The organism is Myroides sp. DW712 (assembly GCF_046557355.1).
In the GTDB taxonomy this organism is placed as follows: domain Bacteria; phylum Bacteroidota; class Bacteroidia; order Flavobacteriales; family Flavobacteriaceae; genus Flavobacterium.
On record NZ_JBKFDO010000004.1, the window covers coordinates 95,219 to 116,261 of the forward strand.

General features: G+C 37.9%; 17 protein-coding genes and 1 tRNA gene. 7 read left to right on the forward strand and 11 right to left on the reverse strand.

Features of this window, described 5'->3' with window-relative positions; translation table 11 throughout:
* Positions 1–76: 76 nt before the first annotated feature.
* The 3 genes from ACLJX0_RS04645 to ACLJX0_RS04655 all read right to left on the reverse strand — a co-directional run bounded on the left by ACLJX0_RS04645 (position 77) and on the right by ACLJX0_RS04655 (position 1,875).
* Positions 77–694, reverse strand: a complete 618-nt coding sequence (locus ACLJX0_RS04645; RefSeq protein ID WP_410878883.1) for a peroxiredoxin-like family protein — start codon at positions 692–694, stop codon at positions 77–79.
* 308 nt (positions 695–1,002) lie between these two features.
* Positions 1,003–1,075 (reverse strand) — tRNA-Met (locus ACLJX0_RS04650).
* A gap of 143 nt (positions 1,076–1,218) precedes the next feature.
* Entirely contained in the window at positions 1,219–1,875 is a 657-nt protein-coding gene (locus ACLJX0_RS04655; RefSeq protein ID WP_410878884.1) for a CatB-related O-acetyltransferase, read from the reverse strand.
* 164 nt (positions 1,876–2,039) lie between these two features.
* Here ACLJX0_RS04655 and era point away from each other — a divergent pair, with 164 nt between their 5' ends.
* The 3 genes from era to ACLJX0_RS04670 all read left to right on the forward strand — a co-directional run bounded on the left by era (position 2,040) and on the right by ACLJX0_RS04670 (position 7,122).
* On the forward strand, positions 2,040–2,927 hold the full coding sequence (era, locus tag ACLJX0_RS04660; RefSeq protein WP_410878886.1) for a GTPase Era: 888 nt from the start codon (positions 2,040–2,042) through the stop codon (positions 2,925–2,927).
* Positions 2,928–2,993: 66 nt separating this feature from the next.
* Positions 2,994–4,307 carry a ribosome biogenesis GTPase Der gene (gene der, locus ACLJX0_RS04665; protein WP_410878888.1) on the forward strand — a complete coding sequence of 438 codons (1,314 nt, stop codon included), beginning with the start codon at positions 2,994–2,996 and terminating at the stop codon, positions 4,305–4,307.
* 61 nt (positions 4,308–4,368) lie between these two features.
* The gene (locus tag ACLJX0_RS04670; protein ID WP_410878890.1) at positions 4,369–7,122 is read left to right on the forward strand and encodes an outer membrane beta-barrel protein; all 2,754 of its coding nucleotides are present in this window, start codon (positions 4,369–4,371) and stop codon (positions 7,120–7,122) included.
* 51 nt (positions 7,123–7,173) lie between these two features.
* Here the strand turns inward: ACLJX0_RS04670 and ACLJX0_RS04675 are convergent, their stop codons facing one another.
* Genes ACLJX0_RS04675 through ACLJX0_RS04695 form a run of 5 tightly spaced genes read right to left on the reverse strand, consistent with a single transcriptional unit; the run spans position 7,174 to position 10,355 of the window.
* Complete coding sequence (locus ACLJX0_RS04675; RefSeq protein ID WP_410878892.1) at positions 7,174–8,001, reverse strand: TPM domain-containing protein; 828 nt, start codon at positions 7,999–8,001, stop codon at positions 7,174–7,176.
* 4 nt (positions 8,002–8,005) lie between these two features.
* Positions 8,006–8,446 carry a TPM domain-containing protein gene (locus tag ACLJX0_RS04680; protein ID WP_410878894.1) on the reverse strand — a complete coding sequence of 147 codons (441 nt, stop codon included), beginning with the start codon at positions 8,444–8,446 and terminating at the stop codon, positions 8,006–8,008.
* A 6-nt stretch (positions 8,447–8,452) separates the two neighbouring features.
* Positions 8,453–9,037, reverse strand: coding sequence for a LemA family protein (locus ACLJX0_RS04685; protein ID WP_410878896.1), 585 nt, complete (start codon positions 9,035–9,037; stop codon positions 8,453–8,455).
* A gap of 11 nt (positions 9,038–9,048) precedes the next feature.
* Positions 9,049–9,378 carry a MerR family transcriptional regulator gene (locus ACLJX0_RS04690; RefSeq protein WP_410878898.1) on the reverse strand — a complete coding sequence of 110 codons (330 nt, stop codon included), beginning with the start codon at positions 9,376–9,378 and terminating at the stop codon, positions 9,049–9,051.
* Positions 9,378–10,355: a M23 family metallopeptidase gene (locus ACLJX0_RS04695; protein WP_410878900.1), complete on the reverse strand. Its 978-nt coding sequence runs from the start codon at positions 10,353–10,355 to the stop codon at positions 9,378–9,380. Before ACLJX0_RS04695 ends, ACLJX0_RS04690 begins: the two co-directional genes overlap by 1 nt.
* Positions 10,356–10,573: 218 nt before the next feature.
* Here ACLJX0_RS04695 and alaS point away from each other — a divergent pair, with 218 nt between their 5' ends.
* From alaS to ACLJX0_RS04710, 3 genes are all read left to right on the forward strand, one after another.
* Positions 10,574–13,210, forward strand: a complete 2,637-nt coding sequence (alaS, locus tag ACLJX0_RS04700) for an alanine--tRNA ligase (protein WP_410878902.1) — start codon at positions 10,574–10,576, stop codon at positions 13,208–13,210.
* A 62-nt stretch (positions 13,211–13,272) separates the two neighbouring features.
* Positions 13,273–14,229 carry a GSCFA domain-containing protein gene (locus ACLJX0_RS04705; protein WP_410878904.1) on the forward strand — a complete coding sequence of 319 codons (957 nt, stop codon included), beginning with the start codon at positions 13,273–13,275 and terminating at the stop codon, positions 14,227–14,229.
* Positions 14,230–14,241: 12 nt separating this feature from the next.
* Positions 14,242–14,874: a DUF4230 domain-containing protein gene (locus tag ACLJX0_RS04710; protein WP_410878906.1), complete on the forward strand. Its 633-nt coding sequence runs from the start codon at positions 14,242–14,244 to the stop codon at positions 14,872–14,874.
* A 15-nt stretch (positions 14,875–14,889) separates the two neighbouring features.
* Here the strand turns inward: ACLJX0_RS04710 and ACLJX0_RS04715 are convergent, their stop codons facing one another.
* Complete coding sequence (locus tag ACLJX0_RS04715; RefSeq protein WP_410878908.1) at positions 14,890–16,638, reverse strand: aromatic amino acid hydroxylase; 1,749 nt, start codon at positions 16,636–16,638, stop codon at positions 14,890–14,892.
* Positions 16,639–16,999: 361 nt separating this feature from the next.
* Between ACLJX0_RS04715 and ACLJX0_RS04720 the strand changes: the two genes are divergently transcribed.
* Complete coding sequence (locus ACLJX0_RS04720; protein ID WP_410878910.1) at positions 17,000–18,151, forward strand: hypothetical protein; 1,152 nt, start codon at positions 17,000–17,002, stop codon at positions 18,149–18,151.
* A 279-nt stretch (positions 18,152–18,430) separates the two neighbouring features.
* Here ACLJX0_RS04720 and ACLJX0_RS04725 read toward each other — a convergent pair whose 3' ends face one another.
* Positions 18,431–18,982: a DUF4136 domain-containing protein gene (locus tag ACLJX0_RS04725; protein WP_410878912.1), complete on the reverse strand. Its 552-nt coding sequence runs from the start codon at positions 18,980–18,982 to the stop codon at positions 18,431–18,433.
* 20 nt (positions 18,983–19,002) lie between these two features.
* Positions 19,003–20,991 (reverse strand): urocanate hydratase, encoded by a 1,989-nt coding sequence (locus ACLJX0_RS04730; protein WP_410878914.1) that lies wholly within the window; start codon positions 20,989–20,991, stop codon positions 19,003–19,005.
* Positions 20,992–21,043: the final 52 nt, after the last annotated feature.

A 21,043-nucleotide genomic window follows, 5' to 3' on the forward strand; every position in this document is an offset into this window, starting at 1 on the left:
GGAGAGAAGGTAAGCATGGTATTTACCTCACCCAATCTCACGCAACCTCACCCAATCTCACAAAACCATTCACCATTTACTCCTCGCGATTCATATAGTTCGAGTCAACGAATTTATAGGTAACAACGCCCGCTTGATTTACTACAAACACTGCGGGAATAGGTAATTCATGTTGTGTTGAGCCATTGAAGGTAGGAAGGTCAATACCCAATGTCTCATAGATGGAGATGATGTAGTTCTGTAACTGAAACGCAATGCCGATTTGTTTAGCCAATAGATTATCTCGATCAGTAAGCAGGTCGAAATCCAACTGATGGGTTTGTTTCAATTCTGCGTTATAAGCGGGAAGTTGAGGGGAAATCGCAACAACGGTTGTATTCTCTTGTACTATTTTACTTTGTTTATTTTGGAAGGCGCGTAATTCCAAATTGCAATAAGGACACCACGATCCGCGGAAAAAACTGATGATCACAGGGCCTTTTTGCAGCAGCTCCTGTAGTTCTACCATTTGATTATTCGTATTCTGAAGTTTGAAATTCGGAAAAGTAGCGCCTAGTGCAAGCGCGCTTTCTTCAAGCTGTAATTTCTTGAGATCTTCAATGGATTGACCAAAACGAGTCAAGACTTCTGCAGGTACTTGTTGGGCTAAATTCTCATTCAATTCAGCAATTTGTTGAGCTAATGTAAGTGTCATTTGCGATAATTTTCGACAAAGATTTAGAATTAAATGGAAGGAAACAATACCGCATATTTTTATCCCTTAGGGGTAAAAAAGTCAATATTGCATGGACTATGGGAAGATGGGGGTGAAAAAAGTTTGTTTTTTTGGCTTTTGGCTTTTATCTCACCTAGTTAATATTTTGTTTTGGTATTCGATGAACCTTCATTGCATTACGGTTTGTTTTTCGGCTTTTGTTTTTCGGCCTTACAACTTACCATTCACCACTCACAATTTACCATAAAAAAAAGACCTAATCTTTCGATTAAGTCTTTTTGGCTTTGTAGCGGGAACAGGACTCGAACCTGTGACCTTCGGGTTATGAGCCCGACGAGCTGCCTACTGCTCTATCCCGCGCTATTGTGGTACAAAGATACAAACTAATATCCGTACAAACCAAGTAAATCAAAGGAAAACTTTTGTTTTTATCAAATGAATAGCTTGGTTTTGTTTGTAATACACTGGATAGTAGTAATCTGTAGCTTAAAATTATTTTTCATTTATTTATTGCATGTTCCACTTTGGTCATACAATCGACTTTGTTCTTCTAAAATATCGATTGCATTCGCCGTGATATAGGGTTGTAAGGCTTTGAATTTCGCTTCTGACCAATCGTATATATGAAGTTGTAGCAAGCGTTCAATCGTCGTTTCGTCAAATCTCGTTTTAATTGGTTTTGCTGGATTACCTGCAACCAGCGTATAAGGAGCTACATTTTTAGTTACCACCGCACCAGAAGCAATAATGGCTCCTTCGCCAATGGTAATTCCCGGCATAATCATAGCGCGCATGCCAATCCAAGCACCATCGCCAATGACTGTATCTCCTTTACCTTTATAAGACTCGACAATTGTTTCAATAAAAGGATAGAGACTAAACCAATCCGTGCGATGGGTGTTGTTCCCTCCTAATAAGATGACCGCTTCCGCCGCAATACACACATAAGAACCAATGTACAACTGATCAATCGGCCAAGCAGGCTCCCATTGACTTGCACTATACGCATCACCATATAAATAACGAACCACACTTTCCTCGAACGAACCACTCCAAGCCGCGCTGTAGTAACTCGTTCTTCCTTTGATGTGTATATTGGGGTTTTGTACGGTTTCGTGTAAATACTCTACGATGGACCAATGTTTTGGAGCAGTATGCATAAAATTGTATTTGTTTTTAAAAAGCATAAAGCTAGTAAAATCACATCGAAATCAAAATTTTGGTTGCTAAAAAAGTCTTTACGAAGGATTTCCATCGAGTTCTTTCATTTTTTTTCAACTATATCAGTGATAAAAACTACCTTTGTAGCGAAAAATATATTTTTATGGCACATAAAGCTGGATTTGTGAACATTATAGGTAATCCCAATGTAGGGAAATCGACCCTAATGAACGCATTAGTAGGGGAGCGATTATCGATAATTACATCAAAAGCACAAACAACAAGACACCGTATTCTAGGAATTGTAAATGAAGAAGAGTATCAAATTATATTTTCTGATACTCCAGGTATTATTAAACCTGCCTACGAATTACAAGCCTCCATGATGGATTTTGTGAAATCGGCTTTTGAAGATGCGGATGTCTTGATTTATATGGTCGAAGTAGGAGAAAAAGAACTGAAAGACGAAGCGTTTTTTAATCGTATTATCCATTCCAAAGTGCCTATTTTATTGCTGTTGAATAAGATTGATAAATCCAATCAACAACAGCTGGAAGAACAAGTAGACTTGTGGAAATCTAAAGTGCCTAATGCTGAAATTTTTCCAATTTCTGCTTTAGAAAAGTTCAATACGCAAGCGGTGTTTGATCGTATTTTAGAGCTACTTCCCGAATCACCTCCCTATTATTCTAAAGATGCGTTGACAGATAAATCGGAGCGCTTCTTTGTCAATGAGATTATTCGCGAGAAAATTTTGTTGAATTACGACAAGGAAATTCCTTATGCGGTTGAGGTAGAAACCGAAGAGTTTAAAGAAGAAGAAGATATTATCCGTATCAAAGCCATTATCATGGTGGAACGCGATACACAAAAAGGAATTCTAATAGGCCATAAAGGAGCAGCTTTGAAAAAAGTTGGAATTGCTGCACGAGAAGAGATGGAGAAATTTTTTGTAAAAAAGGTGCACTTGGAATTATTTGTCAAAGTAAACAAAGACTGGAGATCGAGTGATTATCAGCTGAAGCGCTTTGGATACAATCAAAAAAAATAGAGAAATTAAATAATAGTGTCAAATATTGCATTGAAATAGTACCTTTGCGACATAGTTAAATAATATATGAGTAGTATAGTAGCCATAGTTGGGAGACCAAACGTAGGAAAATCCACTTTCTTTAATCGATTGATTCAAAGGAGAGAGGCAATTGTAGATTCGGTTAGCGGGGTAACTCGTGATAGAAACTACGGCAAATCAGAATGGAACGGAAGAGAATTCTCTGTGATTGATACAGGAGGATATATCAAAGGTTCGGAGGATGTTTTTGAAGAAGAAATCAGACGCCAAGTAGCTTTAGCTATTGAAGAGGCGGATGTAATCATATTTGTGGTTGATGTAGAAGAGGGAATCACACCAATGGATGCAGAAGTAGCTAAATTGTTGCACCGTGAAACAAAACCTGTTTTTGTTGCGGTAAACAAAGTAGATAGTGGAAAACGCATGGAAGATACCTATGAATTCTATAATTTAGGATTGGGTGAAATCTATCCCATTGCTGGAATGAGTGGTAGTGGTACAGGTGATTTATTGGATGAGATAATCAAAGTATTACCAGAAGAGGAAGTAAGAGAGGAAAGCGAAGATGGTGATTTACCTCGTTTTGCTGTAGTGGGACGTCCGAATGCGGGAAAATCTAGTTTCATTAATGCGCTAATTGGAGAGGATCGCTACATCGTAACGGATATTGCTGGAACAACTAGAGATGCCATTGATACGCGTTTTACTCAATTTGGATTTGACTTTAATTTAGTGGATACCGCAGGGATTCGCCGAAAAACAAAGGTAAAAGAAGACCTAGAGTTTTATTCGGTGATGCGCTCTATTCGCGCCATTGAACACAGTGATGTGTGTATCCTAATGGTTGATGCGACCAGAGGGTTTGAAGGACAAGATCAAAATATTTTCTGGTTAGCAGAGAAAAATAGAAAAGGAATTGTTATTTTAGTAAATAAGTGGGACTTGATTGATAAGGATACCCTAACGTCAAAACAATTCGAGGATAAGATTCGCGAAAGCATTGCGCCATTTACGGATGTGCCAATTGTATTCACGTCAACAATTACAAAACAACGTTTATTAAAAGCGTTAGAAACAGCAGTTCAAGTCTATGAAAATAGAAAGAATCGCATTTCTACGTCTAAATTTAACGAAACGATGTTGCCAATCATTGAGCATACACCTCCTCCAGCAATCAAAGGAAAGTATATCAAGATTAAGTATTGTATGCAGTTGCCAACGCCATCGCCTCAATTTGTGTTTTTTGCTAACTTACCTCAGTATATCAAAGACCCTTATAAAAGGTTTGTTGAGAATAAGTTGCGTGAAATCTATGACTTTAGTGGGGTGCCTATTGACATCTATTTTAGACAAAAATAATTGAAATGATACTAAAATATACGGTCTTTGTTTGGGAGAACAAAGACCGTTTTTTATTGCTATGAAGAAACTAATTTTCATCTTGACGATTTTTATTACCCAACTGCTAAGTGCTCAATCAACGGTTGTTTTTAAAGGACAATTGACTGATTCGGTCAAAAATCCATTGGAGGCCGTAACGGTCTATCTCGTGAAAGAAAAGGACAATACTGTATTGGAATACAATATGTCCAACGCAGAGGGGAAATTTGATCTAAAAATAAAACTACCAGAGGAAAAAGTACTTTTTAAGGCGAGTATGCTGGGCTTCAAACCCTATACAAAGGCCATAGAGAAAACAGGAGAATCAACGTATGATCTGGGAGTCATTCGCCTGCAAGAATTAGTTACCAGTTTGGATGAATTGGTTATTACGGCAGATGTTCCACCCATTCGCGTAAAAAAAGATACCCTAGAGTTTAATGCTTCTTCCTTTTCCGTTCGACCTGATGCGAATTTAGAACAGCTGTTAAAACAATTGCCTGGTTTTCAAATTGATGAAAGTAAGAAGATTACCGTGAATGGAAAAGAAGTAAAGGAAATATTGGTCAATGGAAAACCTTTTTTTGGAGAAGATGGGAAAATAGCCTTAGAAAATCTACCTTCTGAAATTATCAATAAGGTACAAGTAACGGATAAGAAGACCAAGAAAGAGAAGTTTACAGGGGAACGTGCACGATCCGAAGATGCGAGTATTAATATTACCATTGATGAGGAAAATAACAAAGGCTATTTTGGAAAAATAACGGGTGGCTATGGTTCGAATGAACGCTATGAAAGCAGCTTGTTTTTTAATTCCTTTTTTGATAAAACTCAGCTCAATGTGATAGGATCAGCTAATAATATCAACGCTATGGGCTTTTCGATGGATGAGGTGTTTGACAATATGCGGATGGGGAAGAGCTCTGGGGGAATTACGGAATCCCGTATGTTAGGGCTGAATTTTGTACAGGATATTAATACCAAATTAAAGGTAAACGGGAGTTATAACTATAATTTTTCCGATACAGAAAGTAGAAATAGATCCACTATAACGCAGTTTTTACCTTCGGGTGAGTTTGTTAATAATGCGGAGTCCAATTCGAATAGCGATTCCGAAGGTCATTCGGCTAATGTGTCCATTGATTATATTGGAGAGAAGGATTCCTTTTATATCATGCCTAATTTTCAAACGAATTATTCCAGTTCAGAAACAAGTTCAAAGGATCAAGCCTTAAATGAAAAGGGAGAGCTATTAAATGATAGCGAATCTAACGCTAGAAGTAAGGGAGATAGCAATACTTTTTCCAATGCAATGCGGTATATGCGCAAATTGAAACGAGATCGCCAGTTTTTCACCCTTGAGTTTATGAATGCCAATAGTGTAAATGCAAGTGATGCTTTGCAGGAATCAACTACGCGCTTTTATAAATCGGAACAGGAAGACGATATTCGTCGTCAATTTCAACAACAGAATAATATCAACGATACCTATCGCTTCACGATGGAGTATAGCCATCCGGTGACCGATTCACTGACGTTATTGGTGGGAAGTAATTGGGAGCGTAATCAAACCATTACGGATGCAAAAGTGTATGACTACGATGAAACGACACAGGCTTATTCAGAGTTAAATACGTTGCAAACCAATCGATATAATACCGTGCAAACCACTATTGCGCCTTATGTAGGATTAAATTATAAGTATAAAAAGTGGTTTGCCGATTTTAATACGTCAACAAATATTGTAAAAAATAGTGTTGATGCTTTGTATGATAGTCAAAATTATAGCTTGGATAAACGCTATATTGATCCGAATATTCGCCTGAATGTGAGTTATGCCGTTGCAAAGGGGAGCTATTTTTGGATGATGTATAATTACAACGTGAGCTACCAAAGTGCAACACAGCTCTTGGATATCGTAGACGTGAGTAACCCACTACATACCTTGGTGGGAAACCCTGATTTGCGCCCCACAGGGAATCATGGAATTAATTTGAGCTATCGATCGTATGATTTCCAGACGCGTTCCGGTTATTCGATTAATGGTAACATTAATATGATGAGCAATAGCATTGTCAATGCGATAGATTATGATGAGGATAGAAAGAGTATTTCAACGTATAAAAATGTATCGGGGGCTTACAATTGGTCGGTATACGGCTCCTGGTATCGTTCATCAAAATGGGAGGAACTCATGTTGCGCTATGGGGTAAACTTGCGTTACAATCAAAGTGTAAATAAAGGGTATATTGATGGGGTGTTTTACGATGCCATTACCAATGGAATTAGTCCACGGGTATATGCTAATTTTGACTACGGCGAGTTATTCCGTATTTCACCTTCATACAACTATACAAAAAACTGGTCAAGTTATAAGAATTTTAGCGTAGATCGAGCGAGTACTTTCGTACACAATGCCGCTTTAGAAACTGTATTGTATTGGCCGAATAAGTTTACCATTGGGAATGATTTTTCCTATACCTACAATTCGCAAATTGCTTCAGGATATAAGCGAGATTTCTATATGTGGAATGTCAGTTTAGCCTATGAATTTTTCAATGATCGATTCAAAGCAAAAGTAAAAGTATATGATATGTTGAATCAAAATACAAGTTCAAGACGAACTATTGATGCAGCTTCTATCGTCGATTCAGAGAGTTTGGTTTTAAAGCGCTACATCATGTTTTCACTTACTTATAGTTTGAAGGCATTTGGTTCAAAGGAAAAGAGGGGCAATAGAACTGAGTATGGAGGAGGAAGAGGTTATCGCAGTGGAATGATGCGTACAAGATAAAATAGAAAAAGGGAGCCGTTTATCCAAACGCTCCCTTTTTTGTATGTATGGTTACCAGCTTCCACTTGATCCACCACCAGAGAATCCCCCTCCTCCGAAGCCACCGCCAAATCCGCCGCCGCCTCCGAAACTACCTCCTCCGCCAAATCCTCCGCCACCGGAGCTTCGACCAAGGTTACTGAGAATAACCATGCTAGTTAAATCATCTAAGAAACCGCGATGACCAGAATTATTGCCTCGACCACCCCCGTTGTTTTTGCCTTTGTTGAATAGAATAGTTCCTACGATTAATGCAATAATAGCAACTAAGCAAAATAAGCCGCCTATTTCGTTATCACCGTCCATACGAGCGTCTTTATCCGCTTGATAGGTGCCAGCAAGCATTTCCATAATGCCGTCAACACCTTCGTTTAATCCCGCATAGTAGTCCCCTCTTTTAAATTCAGGAATAATGCGGTTTCGAATCAATTCTCCTCCTTGTCCTGCCGTAATTTGTACTTCAGCACCGTAGCCGGGGTAAATTCCAATTTGTCGTTCTTGAGCCGCTAATAGAATTAATACCCCATTGTCCTTTCCTTTTTGGCCAATCCCCCAAGTATGTCCCCATTTCGGACCTAGTGTACCGATGTTCTCCCCTTGCAAAGACGGAATCGTAATGACTACAATTTGCGTGGAAGTGGTATCACTATAGTTGATTAACTTTTGCTCTAAGGCTTTGTTTTGTTCAGCCGTTAGAATATTCGCATAATCATATACCGCGGTTTGTTGAGTTCCTTTTGGTTTTGCAGGAATATCAAATTGCGCATAGTTGACTTGCGAATAAAGGAAAAGAAAAGCAAATACAACAAAGGATAAGACTTGTTTGCTTCGTTTGTACATGTAATTAAGCTTTTGATATTTCGTTTGATAATTCATTTGGGTTTGTCCCTGTTGCAGGAAAATAGACTTTTAATTGATTACCTGCTTTGAGAATACCATATACCAGTCCTTGTTTGTATAATCCTTGTTTAAAGTGATTGACCACCAGCTCTTTCGTGCCTTCCCAGAAATTGGATGCTTTTACCTTTTGATCAATTCCAGTATCTCCCAGAATCACAAATGCTTTCGATTGCAGACAGATGTAAAACAATACCCCGTTAGCATGTGTTGTTTTGTTCATCTCCAATTCAAAAAAAACTTCTTGTGCACGTGCATAAGGCTCTTTTGTCGATTTTGTTTCGATGTGAACGCGAATTTCACCAGTTGTGTTCTTTTCGGCTTGTGTAATGGCCTCAATCACTTCTTGTTCGTCGGAAGGACTTAAAAATTGATGAATGGGTTGCATAGTCAATTAAAATTTTACTTTTGGTGCACTTTCTGCTCCAGCTTCTGCTTTAAAGAATGGTTTTTCTGGATAGCTACTCAAGAAAAACTTATTCGGCATCTTTAGAACATATCCATTATATACTTGTACCGTTTCATTGAAACGACTGCGTTGCGTAAAAATTTGATTTTCTGTGCTAGCTAATTCGTCTTGTAATTTTAAGAAGTTTTGATTGGCTTTTAAATCAGGGTACTTCTCTACAGTAACTAATAATCGACCTAATGCGCTAGAAACACCCGATTGTGTTTGTTGGAAGTTTGCTAGTTGTGCTTCTGTCATATTCGTTGGATCAATAGAAACAGCGGTCGCTTTTGCTCTTGCATTTACCACAGCTTCTAATGTAGATTTTTCAAAATCAGCAGCTCCTTTTACTGTTTCTACTAAGTTCCCAATTAAATCATTTCTTCTTTGGTACGCTCCTTCCACATCTGCCCATGACTTATCTACGGCTTGTTTGTGTCCTAAAGCTGTATTTTGATAGTTCATGGATAATAAGAAGTATCCACCAATTAGTACCACTAGTACGAGAATAATAGGTAAGGCTTTTTTCATGTTTTCTTTTTTTAGAGTTCGTTCTTTATACTGATTAATGTTTCTTTGATGTATTCTAATCGCTTGATGAGTTCCAAATTGTCAATAGTTTCTTTAGGCTTGAGCTTGAGCTGTTCCTTAGCCCCTTCTAAAGTGAATCCTCTTTCTTTTACAAGATGGTAAATCAATTCAAAGTTTTTGACATCTTGTTGAGAAAACATGCGATTGCCCTTGGCATTTTTTTTAGGTTTGATGATGTCAAATTCTTTTTCCCAAAAACGAATTAATGAGGTGTTGACATCAAAAGCTTTTGCGAGCTCGCCAATACTGTAATATCTTTTTTCAGGTAAATTAACGTTCATTAGTCTAGGGATTGATTTTCGTGGTTCGCTTCTTGTAATAATAGTTCAAATTCTTTGGCTGAAATATCACCATAGTAGTAGTTCAGCGGATTGACTGGACTGCCTTTATAGTGTACTTCATAATGCAAGTGTGGGCCTGAGCTTCGCCCAGTACTTCCAGCGAAGCCGATAATATCTCCCCTCTTTACGAGCTGTCCTTGCTTGACGTTGTATTTACTTAAGTGAGCATATCGTGTTTGATAACCATAGCCATGCTCGAGTTCAATTAAATTTCCATACCCCGAAAGTTGATTGTTGGCTCTCGTTACTCGTCCATCTCCCGTGGCGTAAATAGGGGTTCCTATATTGACCGAAAAATCCATACCTGAGTGAAATTTCTTAATTTTCGTAAAAGGATCACTTCGATACCCATAACCTGAAGCCATGTGCTTCAAACTTTCATTTTTTACCGGTTGAATGGCGGGAATCGCCGCTAACAGCTTTTCTTTTCCTTTCGCAAGGTTGATAATATCATCAAGTGAACGCGATTGTATAGCGGTTTGCTTGGCAATCATATCGATTTTCTCCGTAGTTAAACGCAAGAGCTTTTCGTTTTGTAAGTTTTTAAATTCTTTATAACGATTAATTCCTCCTAATCCTGCTTTGCGTTGCTCCTCTGGAATAGGAGCGGTGTTGAAGTAAGCGCGGTATATTTCATTATCGCGTACTTCTAACTCATCTAATACTTCCGCAATAAGGTCAATTTTTTTATTGAGAAGGGTATAGTTCGTTTTAAATTCTGCCACTTCTCGCTCTAACATTTTCTCTTTGGGAGTAGCTAAAATATTGGAGTTGATTAAAACAAATAATCCCAGTAAACCAAAGGCGGCCGCAGATAGAATAAACAAGAATACATTTACGATTCGCTTCGAAGATTTGGGGCGTATTCTATGAAACGCTAACTTTTCGGAATCGTAATAATATTTTACCTTAGCCATAATTTAAAAAACACTATTTTTGCACTAATTTTGTAATCACCTTTGTTTGCTTTAAACAAAGCATTAAACAACAAATTTAAACAATGTTTTGGTTTAATGCAGGGTTAAATAACAAATGCAAATAAAAAATTAACAGATTTTGTTGATTAAATGAGGGGTACAAAAGGTAGTTAGCAAGATATTTAAATGTTGGATAGAAAATATTAGTTTCCGAAAATATGAAATCACAAGAAATTCGTCAGAAGTTTTTAAACTTTTTTGAAGAAAAGGGGCATTTAATCGTTCCTTCAGCACCGATCGTTTTAAAAGACGATCCCACTTTAATGTTTAACAACTCTGGGATGGCCCAGTTTAAAGAATATTTTTTAGGAAACGCCACGCCAAAAAGCAAGCGTATTGCAGATACTCAAAAATGTTTACGCGTTTCTGGAAAGCACAATGACTTAGAAGACGTAGGATTTGATACCTACCACCACACCATGTTCGAAATGTTGGGAAACTGGTCATTTGGTGATTACTTTAAAAAAGAAGCGATTGCTTGGGCTTGGGAATTTTTAACGGAAGTATTAAAGCTAGAAAAAGATCGTTTGTATGTATCGGTTTTCGAGGGGAATCCAGTAGAAAATGTACCTTTTGATCAAGAGGCTTTTGACCTTTGGAAACAATATGTATCAGAAGATCGTATTATCATGGGAAATAAGAAAGACAACTTCTGGGAAATGGGAGATCAGGGACCTTGTGGACCTTGTTCGGAAATTCATATCGATCTGCGTACGGATGCAGAACGTGCAGCGGTTTCGGGATTCTCTTTAGTGAATGCAGATCACCCACAAGTAGTGGAAATTTGGAATAATGTATTCATGGAATTTAACCGTAAAGCGGATGGCTCTTTGGAGAAATTACCAGCCCAACACGTCGATACGGGAATGGGATTTGAGCGTTTGTGTATGGCCATGCAAGGGGTGACGTCAAACTATGATACAGATGTATTTACACCATTAATCCGAAAAGTGGAAGAAATTACAGGATTAAAGTATACAGACAATACTGTAAAAGACATTACTGAACAACAAAATAAAATCAATATCGCTATTCGCGTCGTGGTAGATCACGTGCGTGCAGTTGCTTTTGCGATTGCAGATGGACAATTGCCGTCGAATAACGGTGCAGGATACGTAATTCGCCGTATTTTACGTCGTGCGATTCGCTACGGATTTACGTTTTTAGGTACAAAAGAACCATTCATCTATCAATTAGTGGACGTATTAGCAGTACAAATGGGGGCATTCTTCCCAGAAATTGTAGCACAGAAGAACTTGGTTGAAAATGTAATCAAGGAAGAAGAAGCTTCGTTTTTGCGTACGTTAGAACAAGGATTGCATTTATTGGATCAAGTGATTGAGAAAACAAATGGAAAGGTAGTGGATGGAGCAAAGGCATTTGAACTATACGATACGTTTGGATTCCCGATTGACTTAACGGCTTTAATCTTAAGAGAAAAAGGGTTTGAATTGGATGAGGCTGGATTTGAAGCGGCGATGAACGAACAAAAAACACGTTCTAGAGCAGCATCAGAGGTTTCTACAGATGATTGGACAGTGTTAATCAGCGGAAATGTAGAGCAATTCGTGGGGTATGATCAATTGGAAAATCAGGTAAAAATTACGCGTTACAGAAAAGTAGATAGCAAAAAAGATGGGAAATTATTCCAACTTGTGCTAGATGCTACGCCATTCTACCCAGAAGGAGGGGGACAAGTAGGAGATAGTGGTTTCATTGTCTCGGCTAATGAAGCTATTCCTGTAATTGATACCAAAAAAGAAAACAACTTAATTTTACATATTGTAAGAGCATTACCTGCTAATATCGAAGGAACTTTTACAGCGAAAGTAGATGTAGAAGCACGCCAACAATCGATGGCGAATCACTCTGCAACGCACTTATTACACCAAGCGTTGCGTACAATTTTAGGTACGCATGTGGAGCAAAAAGGATCTTTAGTAGCTCCTACGCATTTGCGTTTTGACTTCTCTCACTTTGCTAAAGTAACAGAAGAAGAATTGCAATTGGTAGAGGATTTTGTCAATGCTCGTATTCACGAACAATTGCCGTTGATTGAAAGACGCAGTATTCCATTTAACCAAGCAGTAGCAGAAGGAGCAATGGCTCTTTTTGGAGAAAAATACGGGGATGAAGTTCGCGCAATCCGCTTTGGTGAGAGTATGGAGCTATGTGGAGGAACACACGTACAAAATACAGCCGATATTTGGCAATTTAAAATTGTAAGTGAAGGAGCTGTAGCTGCTGGAATTCGCCGTATTGAGGCAATTACCAATAAAGCAGCAAGGGCGTTTTATGCGGAGCAAGAGCATACGCTGAAAGAATTAAAAGGGGTACTAAAGAATCCACAAGATACGTTGAAGGCGGTTGTTGCATTACAAGATGAGAATGCAAAGTTGAAAAAACAAGTAGAGCAATTGTTGAAAGAGAAAGCAAAAAATCTAAAAGGTGAGTTGAAAGGACAAATCCAAGTGATTAACGAGGTGGCGTTCTTGGCAATTGAAGTAGATTTAGATGCTAATGGAGCAAAAGACTTGGCATATGAGTTAGGTAATGAATACACCAACCTTTATGTGGTATTCGGATCCGTAGCGAATGACAAACCCATGTTGACGTGTTATGTCTCTAAAGAAATTGTGGAAACAAAAGGCTTAAACGCAGGACAAATCGTTCGAGAACTAGGAAAATACATCCAAGGCGGTGGTGGCGGACAAGCGTTCTTCGCTACGGCAGGAGGTAAAAACCCAGATGGAATGAAAGAAGCCATCAGTCATGCTATTGATTTTTTAAAATAATATAACCTAATACTAAAAAGATTCCTACGAATAGGAATCTTTTTTTCTTAGCACTAGTATTTATGAATTTTAGTACCGTTGTTCCTTTATCGTATGCGGGCAGAAAAGTAACCTATGAAGATAAAATTCTTTGTTTGGGGTCTTGTTTTGCTGTGAACATAGGAGGCAAGTTTAAGGCTTATCAGTTTCAACAAACCATCAATCCTTTTGGAATCTTATTCCATCCCAAAGCGATAGAGAAATTGGTGAAATATGCCGTGAACGGATATACATTTACTGCTTCAGATGTATTTGAACATCAAGAAATATGGAGCTCTTTTGTAGCTCATTCGGATTTAAACGAATTGGAACAAGAAGATATTGTGACCAAATTAAATGTCAAGCTTTTCGATTTGCAGGTTGCCTTGCGGGAAAGTACGTTTATTATGCTGACGTTTGGTACTGCTTGGGTGTATGAAGTAAAAGAAACAGGAGAAATTGTTGCCAATTGCCACAAAGTGCCCAATACTCAATTTAGTAAACGTTTGCTTTCTTATACAGAAGTACTGGAGAGTTATCAAAATATTCTGTCGTTAATACGAAGTGTAAATGAAGAAGCAACTATCTTGTGTTCTATTTCACCAGTTCGCCATACGAAAGATGGTTTTGTAGCGAATCAACGCAGTAAGAGTATCTTACTCGCAGCTCTACACGATGCATTAATGACGTTTAATGATGCAAACATGGATTATATCCCAGTTTATGAAGTGATGATGGATGAATTGCGCGACTATCGTTTTTATGCGGAAGATTTGATTCATCCCAATGCAATGGCGATTCAATATATTTGGGAGCGTTTTGTGGCTCACTATATAGATGAGGAGATGCATGTGGTGATGAAGAAAGTAGATGAGGTGCAAAAAGGACTGAATCACCGTCCTTTTAATCCGACAGCAGAGCAACATCTAAAGTTTTTAGATTCATTGATTGAGAAAATTGACGATTTATTGGAACGTTATCCTTTCATGAGTTTTAGATAATACAGGTAGGCTATGAGACAAGTATTTAAAGTTGTATTTTCATTTTTTATTGTACTGTTCTTCATGTTTATGGGAGTAGTAGTGTATCAGTTTACTTGGGGTAAATCCAAGAGTCAGGTCGAATATAATTCGGATTTGATTCAAGAACAATTGAAAAATGTCAGTAAATTGATTGTCACAGAAGCCAATTATACCCAAGTGATGACGTATGAAGATCAACAGAAGTATTTGTTGAATTTGGTTTCCTTTACGAAAAAAGCAGTGGTAATTGTCAATGCAAAGGCAACCGTTGAGTATGATTTAACACAGCTTCAATATCAAATCGATGAAGAGCATAAAGTTGTTCAGCTTGTGCACATTCCCGAACCAGAAATTCACATTTATCCGGACTATAAATTGTATGATGTAGAAACAAGTACGTTCAATCCGTTCACGGGTGCAGATTACAACAAGATTAATGCGAAAATAAAAGAAGACTTACAACGTAAAATCGAGCAGTCGAGTTTGAAATCAAATGCGGAGAATCGCTTGACGAGTGAATTGGGGAAATTATTAGTGGTAACCAACATGATGGGATGGCGATTGGAATACCAAGGCACTACCATAAAAAAAGAAAGTGACCTATCAGCCACTTTCCTTCCTTAGTATTTACTGTATTTCTTACGCTTGTTCGATAATGCTTACGCCATCGACGATTAAGTGAGTTACTTTTGGTCGTTCGACTTTTAATTGCTCCAAGCGACTCATGGCTTTCTGGAAGAGCGCTTGATTGTTATTCTTTTTCGCTAGTTCTAAAATTTCAACTGTCAATAACCAATCAGTTGGGTAGGATTGAATTAACATTTCTAGTATAGCATTTAAATCAACCGTTTTATCTTCTTCTCGCATTGAGCGAACCGCTTGATATAATCCTTCTAGTCTGATTTTATCTTCATCTCGTTTCGCTTTAATCGTTTTTGATGAAGGCACGTGGTTTACTAAATCAAAACTTCTATAATCTGCAGGACCTGAGAAAGCAGAAATAACCTCTGCCCCCACGGCCATATCGTAAGTTCCCCATTCTGGTTGGAAGAGTAGGGTGTCCCCGTGTTTTACTGTACAATCTTTGAAGCTAATCAAGATTATTTTACCGTGAATGTTTCGAATGCCTGTAATATTTGTTCCAGAAACCGTAATGTCACCTTCAAATTCTAAGGTAACAGGTAGTCCTTCAAATAAATTGTAGGCTTTTAAGTCACGAGGACTCATGTCTTCAATGGCTAGGTTAATTCCTTTTAGGCGGCCTAGGGCTGTACCAAAACCATGTGGATGGGTTTCTGTTCCATGACCAACCAATTCTTTTTCTCTATACGATAAGGCTGTTTCCCCTGTTGTTTGTACATACACTGGCTTGCCTTCATGGGAAATAACATTGGTAAAGTGGCCTGAAATTTGAATACCTGTGTTTAATTCAATAGTTCCCAGTGCTTTGGATTCAATTAGTTTCTGAATTCCTTCTAATCCGCCTTTGCGTAGCGCCATTTTATTGGCGAAATTCTCCAATACTTCGCTTAAATAAGCAAAATCAGGGGTAACGTATAATTGCGGTTGAGGTTTGGTGATATCAAAACCTTGTGTAGCAGCTTCAAGAGTATAAGGCAGTTTAATTACGTTATCTGTCATGCACCAAGCACTCTCTCCAATAGAAGAAAGTAAGCCAGCACCGTAAATTTTTGGGTTGTCTACCGTTCCAATTAAACCATATTCTACCGTCCACCAGTGTAGGTTTCGAATTAAGGCCATTTCAGAAGGAGCAGTTGTGATGGCTTGTAAGCGATCCACTTCATCTTCCGCTTTTTTGATTTCTTCTTCGGCAACTCCTTCTGCTTCTTTTAAAATAGAAAGCAAGCGAATCGCTTCATAAATGGCATAATCATGAGCAGAAGAAATGGCTTTACACCCAATTTCTCCAAAGCGTCTTAAGTATTCTGCATATTCAGGATTAGCAATAATAGGAGCGTGTCCAGCACCTTCGTGTATAATATCGGGAGCAGGAGTATATTCAATATTTTCTAATTGTCTAATATCAGAGGCAATAACCAGCACTTTGTAGGCCTGAAATTCCATAAAGGCATTGGGTGGAATAAATCCATCTACAGCAACTGCAGCCCAGCCGATTTCTTTTAGAATTCGGTTCATTCCATACATGCTCGGAATTGATTCTACCGAAATACCTGTTTTATCTAGCCCTTCCAAATAAGTATCATGTGCTACTTTAGATAGGTAATCCACATTTTTACGCATAACATAGCGCCATACCGCTTGGTTGATAGGGGTATAATCCTCATAGTCTTGCGGCTTGATAAACTGCTTCAAGTGAGGAGGTAATCGGTCGATTAAGTCGTTGCTTTCGTATTCTCTTGCGTTCATAGTATGCTAAAAGTAATTTGGTTGCGGTAAATATAAGGAAAAAGATGAATGTATTAAAAACGTCTTATATTTTCACGTGATACAGGGATAATAATGAAATGTATAACAGGTCTTATGAGGTTTGAAATGTTAAAATATTGAAAGTGTTTTTTTAAGGTTAAATATTTAATTATTGTATCATTATAATGTTAATTTTTTTACATAGAATAAGTGTTTGTTGTATAATATTTAGTTGTTATGCCGGATTGTTAGGGAACATTAAAGATAATATTAACTATTTTTTTTTTTTGTTACAAAATTGTTTTTATATTGCAACACAATTATTAACTAATTAAAGCAAATATTTATGAAAAAATTATTTATGTTTTTGGCTGTAGCTGGTTTAGCTACATTCGGAGCTTCTTGTAGCAGCGACGATAGTAAAGACAACGGAGGCAACGGTGGAAAAGAAGACAATGGTCCTGGTAATGGGTCTACTCAATTGGTGTTGACAGCTGATAAAACTTCTGTAAATGAAGGTGATACCGTTACATTTACTGTGAAAGCTGATAAAAAAGAAGTTGATGCAGATTTGTACATCCAAGGTACTGATGTTAAAATCAATAAATCACACAAATTCGAAGAAAAAGGACAGTACAAAATTGTCGCTAAGAAAAAAGATTACAAAGATAGTTCAGTTGTAACAATCACAGTTAAAGGAGAGGATGAGCCTGGAGTGGAGAAAAAATTAGTTTTAACTCCTTCTAAAACAGAAGCTTTCACTGGAGATGTAATTACGTTCACTGTAAAAGATGAGGATGGAGCTAATGTTAATGGATTTACAGTAAAACATAATGATGCTGTAGTTCCTAATGGATTATTTACTGCTACTGAAGCAGGAACTTACAAATTTGTTGCTTCTAAAGATGGATACGTTGCAAGTGAAGAGGTTTCTGTTGTAATTAAAGAAAAAGTTGTTCCACAAGGTAATTACATCCAAGTTGGTGATAAAGTAGGTGATGTTACGATGAAACAATTAATCGTAAATGGTAGAAAAATTAACAATAAATGGGTTCCTTACGTTTATGAAGAGCAAGGGGTTAGATATATTGTTTTCACATACGATATGGGAACAGTAAATGCAGCGGGAACTCAATGGGAAGTAAAAAGTACTAATATAGTTGTCGGATTTCAGCCTGCAGGAGATATTACATTTGAAAATATGGTATGGCCTGCTAATGCTGGAGAAGGTGCAGATATTGTCGCAGCTGCTGCTTACGATTTTACAGCTGGAACACCAGTACAAGTAATATTCGATGTGGAGGCAGATGTTGAAAATTTAGATTTCCCAACAAGTACTACAGAGAATTTATTTATCGTAAAACTTATGAATGACGAAGGTGCTGTTAACTTTGATGGGTCTTTCGGAGAGAATTTCTACTGGAATGAAGTTGACGCTAACGGAGTTGAAATTCCTAGAGGTGCTTCTAAAGCTAAAAATAATCTTGTAAATACAAACGTTGCACGTAGATAATAATTAAAATATTATTTATTATATAAAAAGAGGATGTTCTAAAAGAACGTCCTCTTTTTTATTTATCTTAATTTCTTCGATTGCAGTGTTGTAGTGCGTTGCAATCAGTTGGGAAGATCTTATGTTAGTTTGCAAGGGCTGATTATGTTTTTCTTTCCTGCAATAAGGTATAGAAAAAGCAAGCATATTTTTACTATCTAAATAAGCTTGCTTTTTTGTCAGAACACATTTACTCATTCAACTCATATTGAGGTTTTAGAAAGTAATGATTCTAATTTCTTAATTCGGCGGATACGTACTCAATATCTTCTGTACAAAATCCTGAATCTTAGCTTCTTTCTTTTCTGGAGTTTTTACATTGTCTATATAGCCCGTTCCGATTCCTTGCCAGATTAAAGCCTTTTTGTTTGTGTCAATGAAGTCGATGTATAATTTCCCTTCGATAGAGGTGGATACAGTTGTTGAATTTGGTCCCCAATACGGAGCGTAGCCCCAACCATAGTACCCATATCTCGAGTAGAAGTAATCGTTGTTTGTGGTAACATTGACTTGCTGTTGTGATTTAGTAAATATGTTTACTAAGAGTTGAGGGTTTTGATCCGTTTTTGTAAACCCCTTCGCCGTCATTTCTTGGTCAATCGCGTTTAGAATACGCTTTTTATCCAAGTCATTTAATTTTACATTGTCAATCCCTTCCTTAAAAAAAGCATAGGTTTGATACGAAGTAAAATTGGTGTTTTTGTCATAATCAGCAGTAACACGCACACTACTACACGAAGCTGTAAAAATACTTACAGCTGCAAGAATTAGAAATTTTGATACCGTTTTCATTGCGTACTTATTTTTGTGAGTTAATTCAATAAACTATCATCAACGATATTGGGAATCGTAACCTTTAATAGAGGTTCAATCTCCATGGCGCGTTTAATAGCAAATGTAGCCTCTTTGTTTCGGGCCCAGTTGCGACGTGCAATACCGTTGTTTACATCCCAGAATAACATGGATTTTAATTTGTCATCGGCTTCTTTTGTTCCATCCAAAAGCATGCCAAAACCACCATTGATTACTTCGCCCCATCCAACGCCACCACCGTTGTGAATCGATACCCATGTAGCGCCGCGGAAGCTATCTCCAATTACGTTGTGAATAGCCATGTCAGCTGTAAATCGAGAACCGTCGTAGATATTAGATGTTTCACGATATGGGGAATCCGTTCCCGATACATCGTGGTGATCACGTCCTAATACAACAGGACCGATAATTCCCTCTTTAATCGCTTGGTTAAAGGCTTCTGCTATTTTAATACGCCCTTCTGAATCCGCATATAAAATACGAGCTTGGGATCCCACAACTAATTTGTTTTCTTGTGCACCTTTGATCCATCGAATATTATCTGCCATCTGTTGCTGAATTTCAACCGGTGAATCTTGCATGATTTCCTCTAATACACGACAAGCAATCTCGTCTGTCTTCACTAAATCTTCTGGTTTTCCAGACGCACATACCCAACGGAATGGACCAAATCCATAGTCAAAACACATTGGTCCCATGATATCTTGTACATAACTAGGGTATTTGAAATCAATACCGTTTTCCGCCATAATGTCCGCACCCGCTCGAGAAGCCTCTAGTAAGAACGCATTTCCATAGTCAAAGAAATAGGTTCCTTTGGCCGTGTGTTTGTTGATAGCAGCCGCTTGTCTGCGTAAAGATTCTTGTACTTTTTCTTTAAATAAACTAGGGTTGTTTGCCATCATCTCGTTGGCTTCTTCAAAAGACAATCCCACGGGATAGTATCCTCCAGCCCAAGGGTTGTGTAAAGAGGTTTGATCTGATCCAAGGTGAACAAATAGGTTATCTTCAGCAAACTTCTCCCATACTTCCACAATATTCCCTTGGTAAGCAATGGAAACTACTTCTTTGTTGGCTTGTGCTTGTTGTACGCGTTGTACTAAAGCATTGATGTCAGTAACGACTTCATCTACCCAGCCTTGAGAATGTCTGGTGTGAACTGCTTTTGGATTTACTTCAGCACAAACCGTGATACAGCCTGCGATATTTCCCGCTTTAGGCTGAGCACCACTCATACCACCTAATCCTGAAGTAACGAATAGTTTACCTGCTAAATCTTCACCATTTTTGGCGATTTTTCTTCCTCCATTTAATACCGTAATGGTCGTTCCGTGTACAATCCCTTGTGGGCCAATATACATATAACTTCCCGCTGTCATTTGACCGTATTGAGTAACACCTAAGGCGTTGAATTTCTCCCAATCATCCGGTTTAGAGTAATTTGGGATCATCATACCATTGGTAACGACAACACGGGGTGCTTTAGCATGGGAAGGAAATAACCCCATGGGATGACCTGAATACATCACAAGCGTCTGTTCATCTGTCATTTCGGCTAAATAACGCATCGTTAGTAAGTATTGCGCCCAATTGGAGAAAACAGCCCCATTTCCGCCATAGGTGATTAATTCATGAGGATGTTGCGCAACTGCATAATCCAAATTATTCTGAATCATCAACATAATAGCTTTCGCCTGGGTAGAGTTTCCAGGGTATTCTTCAATTGGTCGAGCGTACATCTTGTAATCCGGTCTGAAACGGTACATGTAGATGCGACCATAGGTGTCTAATTCTTCTTTAAATTCTTGAATTAACTCGGAATGATGTTGGGCATCAAAATAACGTAAAGCATTTCGCAAGGCAAGTTTCTTTTCTTCTTCGGTCAATATTTCTTTGCGCTTCGGAGCGTGATTAATGGACGCATCATACTCCTTTTTTGCTGGTAGCTCATTGGGAATTCCTTGTAAAATTTGTTCCTTAAAAGTCATTTTCTGAGTTTTTTGTGATTAATTATTTATGTGTTTTTTAAGTAAAAACCTA

Bases quoted from the DNA above. Each gene is read 5' to 3' on its own strand.
- ACLJX0_RS04645 (WP_410878883.1), bottom strand. From the start codon at position 694: ATGACACTTACATTAGCTCAACAAATTGCTGAATTGAATGAGAATTTA.
- ACLJX0_RS04655 (WP_410878884.1), bottom strand. From the start codon at position 1,875: ATGCATACTGCTCCAAAACATTGGTCCATCGTAGAGTATTTACACGAA.
- era (WP_410878886.1), top strand. From the start codon at position 2,040: ATGGCACATAAAGCTGGATTTGTGAACATTATAGGTAATCCCAATGTA.
- der (WP_410878888.1), top strand. From the start codon at position 2,994: ATGAGTAGTATAGTAGCCATAGTTGGGAGACCAAACGTAGGAAAATCC.
- ACLJX0_RS04670 (WP_410878890.1), top strand. From the start codon at position 4,369: ATGAAGAAACTAATTTTCATCTTGACGATTTTTATTACCCAACTGCTA.
- ACLJX0_RS04675 (WP_410878892.1), bottom strand. From the start codon at position 8,001: ATGTACAAACGAAGCAAACAAGTCTTATCCTTTGTTGTATTTGCTTTT.
- ACLJX0_RS04680 (WP_410878894.1), bottom strand. From the start codon at position 8,446: ATGCAACCCATTCATCAATTTTTAAGTCCTTCCGACGAACAAGAAGTG.
- ACLJX0_RS04685 (WP_410878896.1), bottom strand. From the start codon at position 9,037: ATGAAAAAAGCCTTACCTATTATTCTCGTACTAGTGGTACTAATTGGT.
- ACLJX0_RS04690 (WP_410878898.1), bottom strand. From the start codon at position 9,378: ATGAACGTTAATTTACCTGAAAAAAGATATTACAGTATTGGCGAGCTC.
- ACLJX0_RS04695 (WP_410878900.1), bottom strand. From the start codon at position 10,355: ATGGCTAAGGTAAAATATTATTACGATTCCGAAAAGTTAGCGTTTCAT.
- alaS (WP_410878902.1), top strand. From the start codon at position 10,574: ATGAAATCACAAGAAATTCGTCAGAAGTTTTTAAACTTTTTTGAAGAA.
- ACLJX0_RS04705 (WP_410878904.1), top strand. From the start codon at position 13,273: ATGAATTTTAGTACCGTTGTTCCTTTATCGTATGCGGGCAGAAAAGTA.
- ACLJX0_RS04710 (WP_410878906.1), top strand. From the start codon at position 14,242: ATGAGACAAGTATTTAAAGTTGTATTTTCATTTTTTATTGTACTGTTC.
- ACLJX0_RS04715 (WP_410878908.1), bottom strand. From the start codon at position 16,638: ATGAACGCAAGAGAATACGAAAGCAACGACTTAATCGACCGATTACCT.
- ACLJX0_RS04720 (WP_410878910.1), top strand. From the start codon at position 17,000: ATGTTTTTGGCTGTAGCTGGTTTAGCTACATTCGGAGCTTCTTGTAGC.
- ACLJX0_RS04725 (WP_410878912.1), bottom strand. From the start codon at position 18,982: ATGAAAACGGTATCAAAATTTCTAATTCTTGCAGCTGTAAGTATTTTT.
- ACLJX0_RS04730 (WP_410878914.1), bottom strand. From the start codon at position 20,991: ATGACTTTTAAGGAACAAATTTTACAAGGAATTCCCAATGAGCTACCA.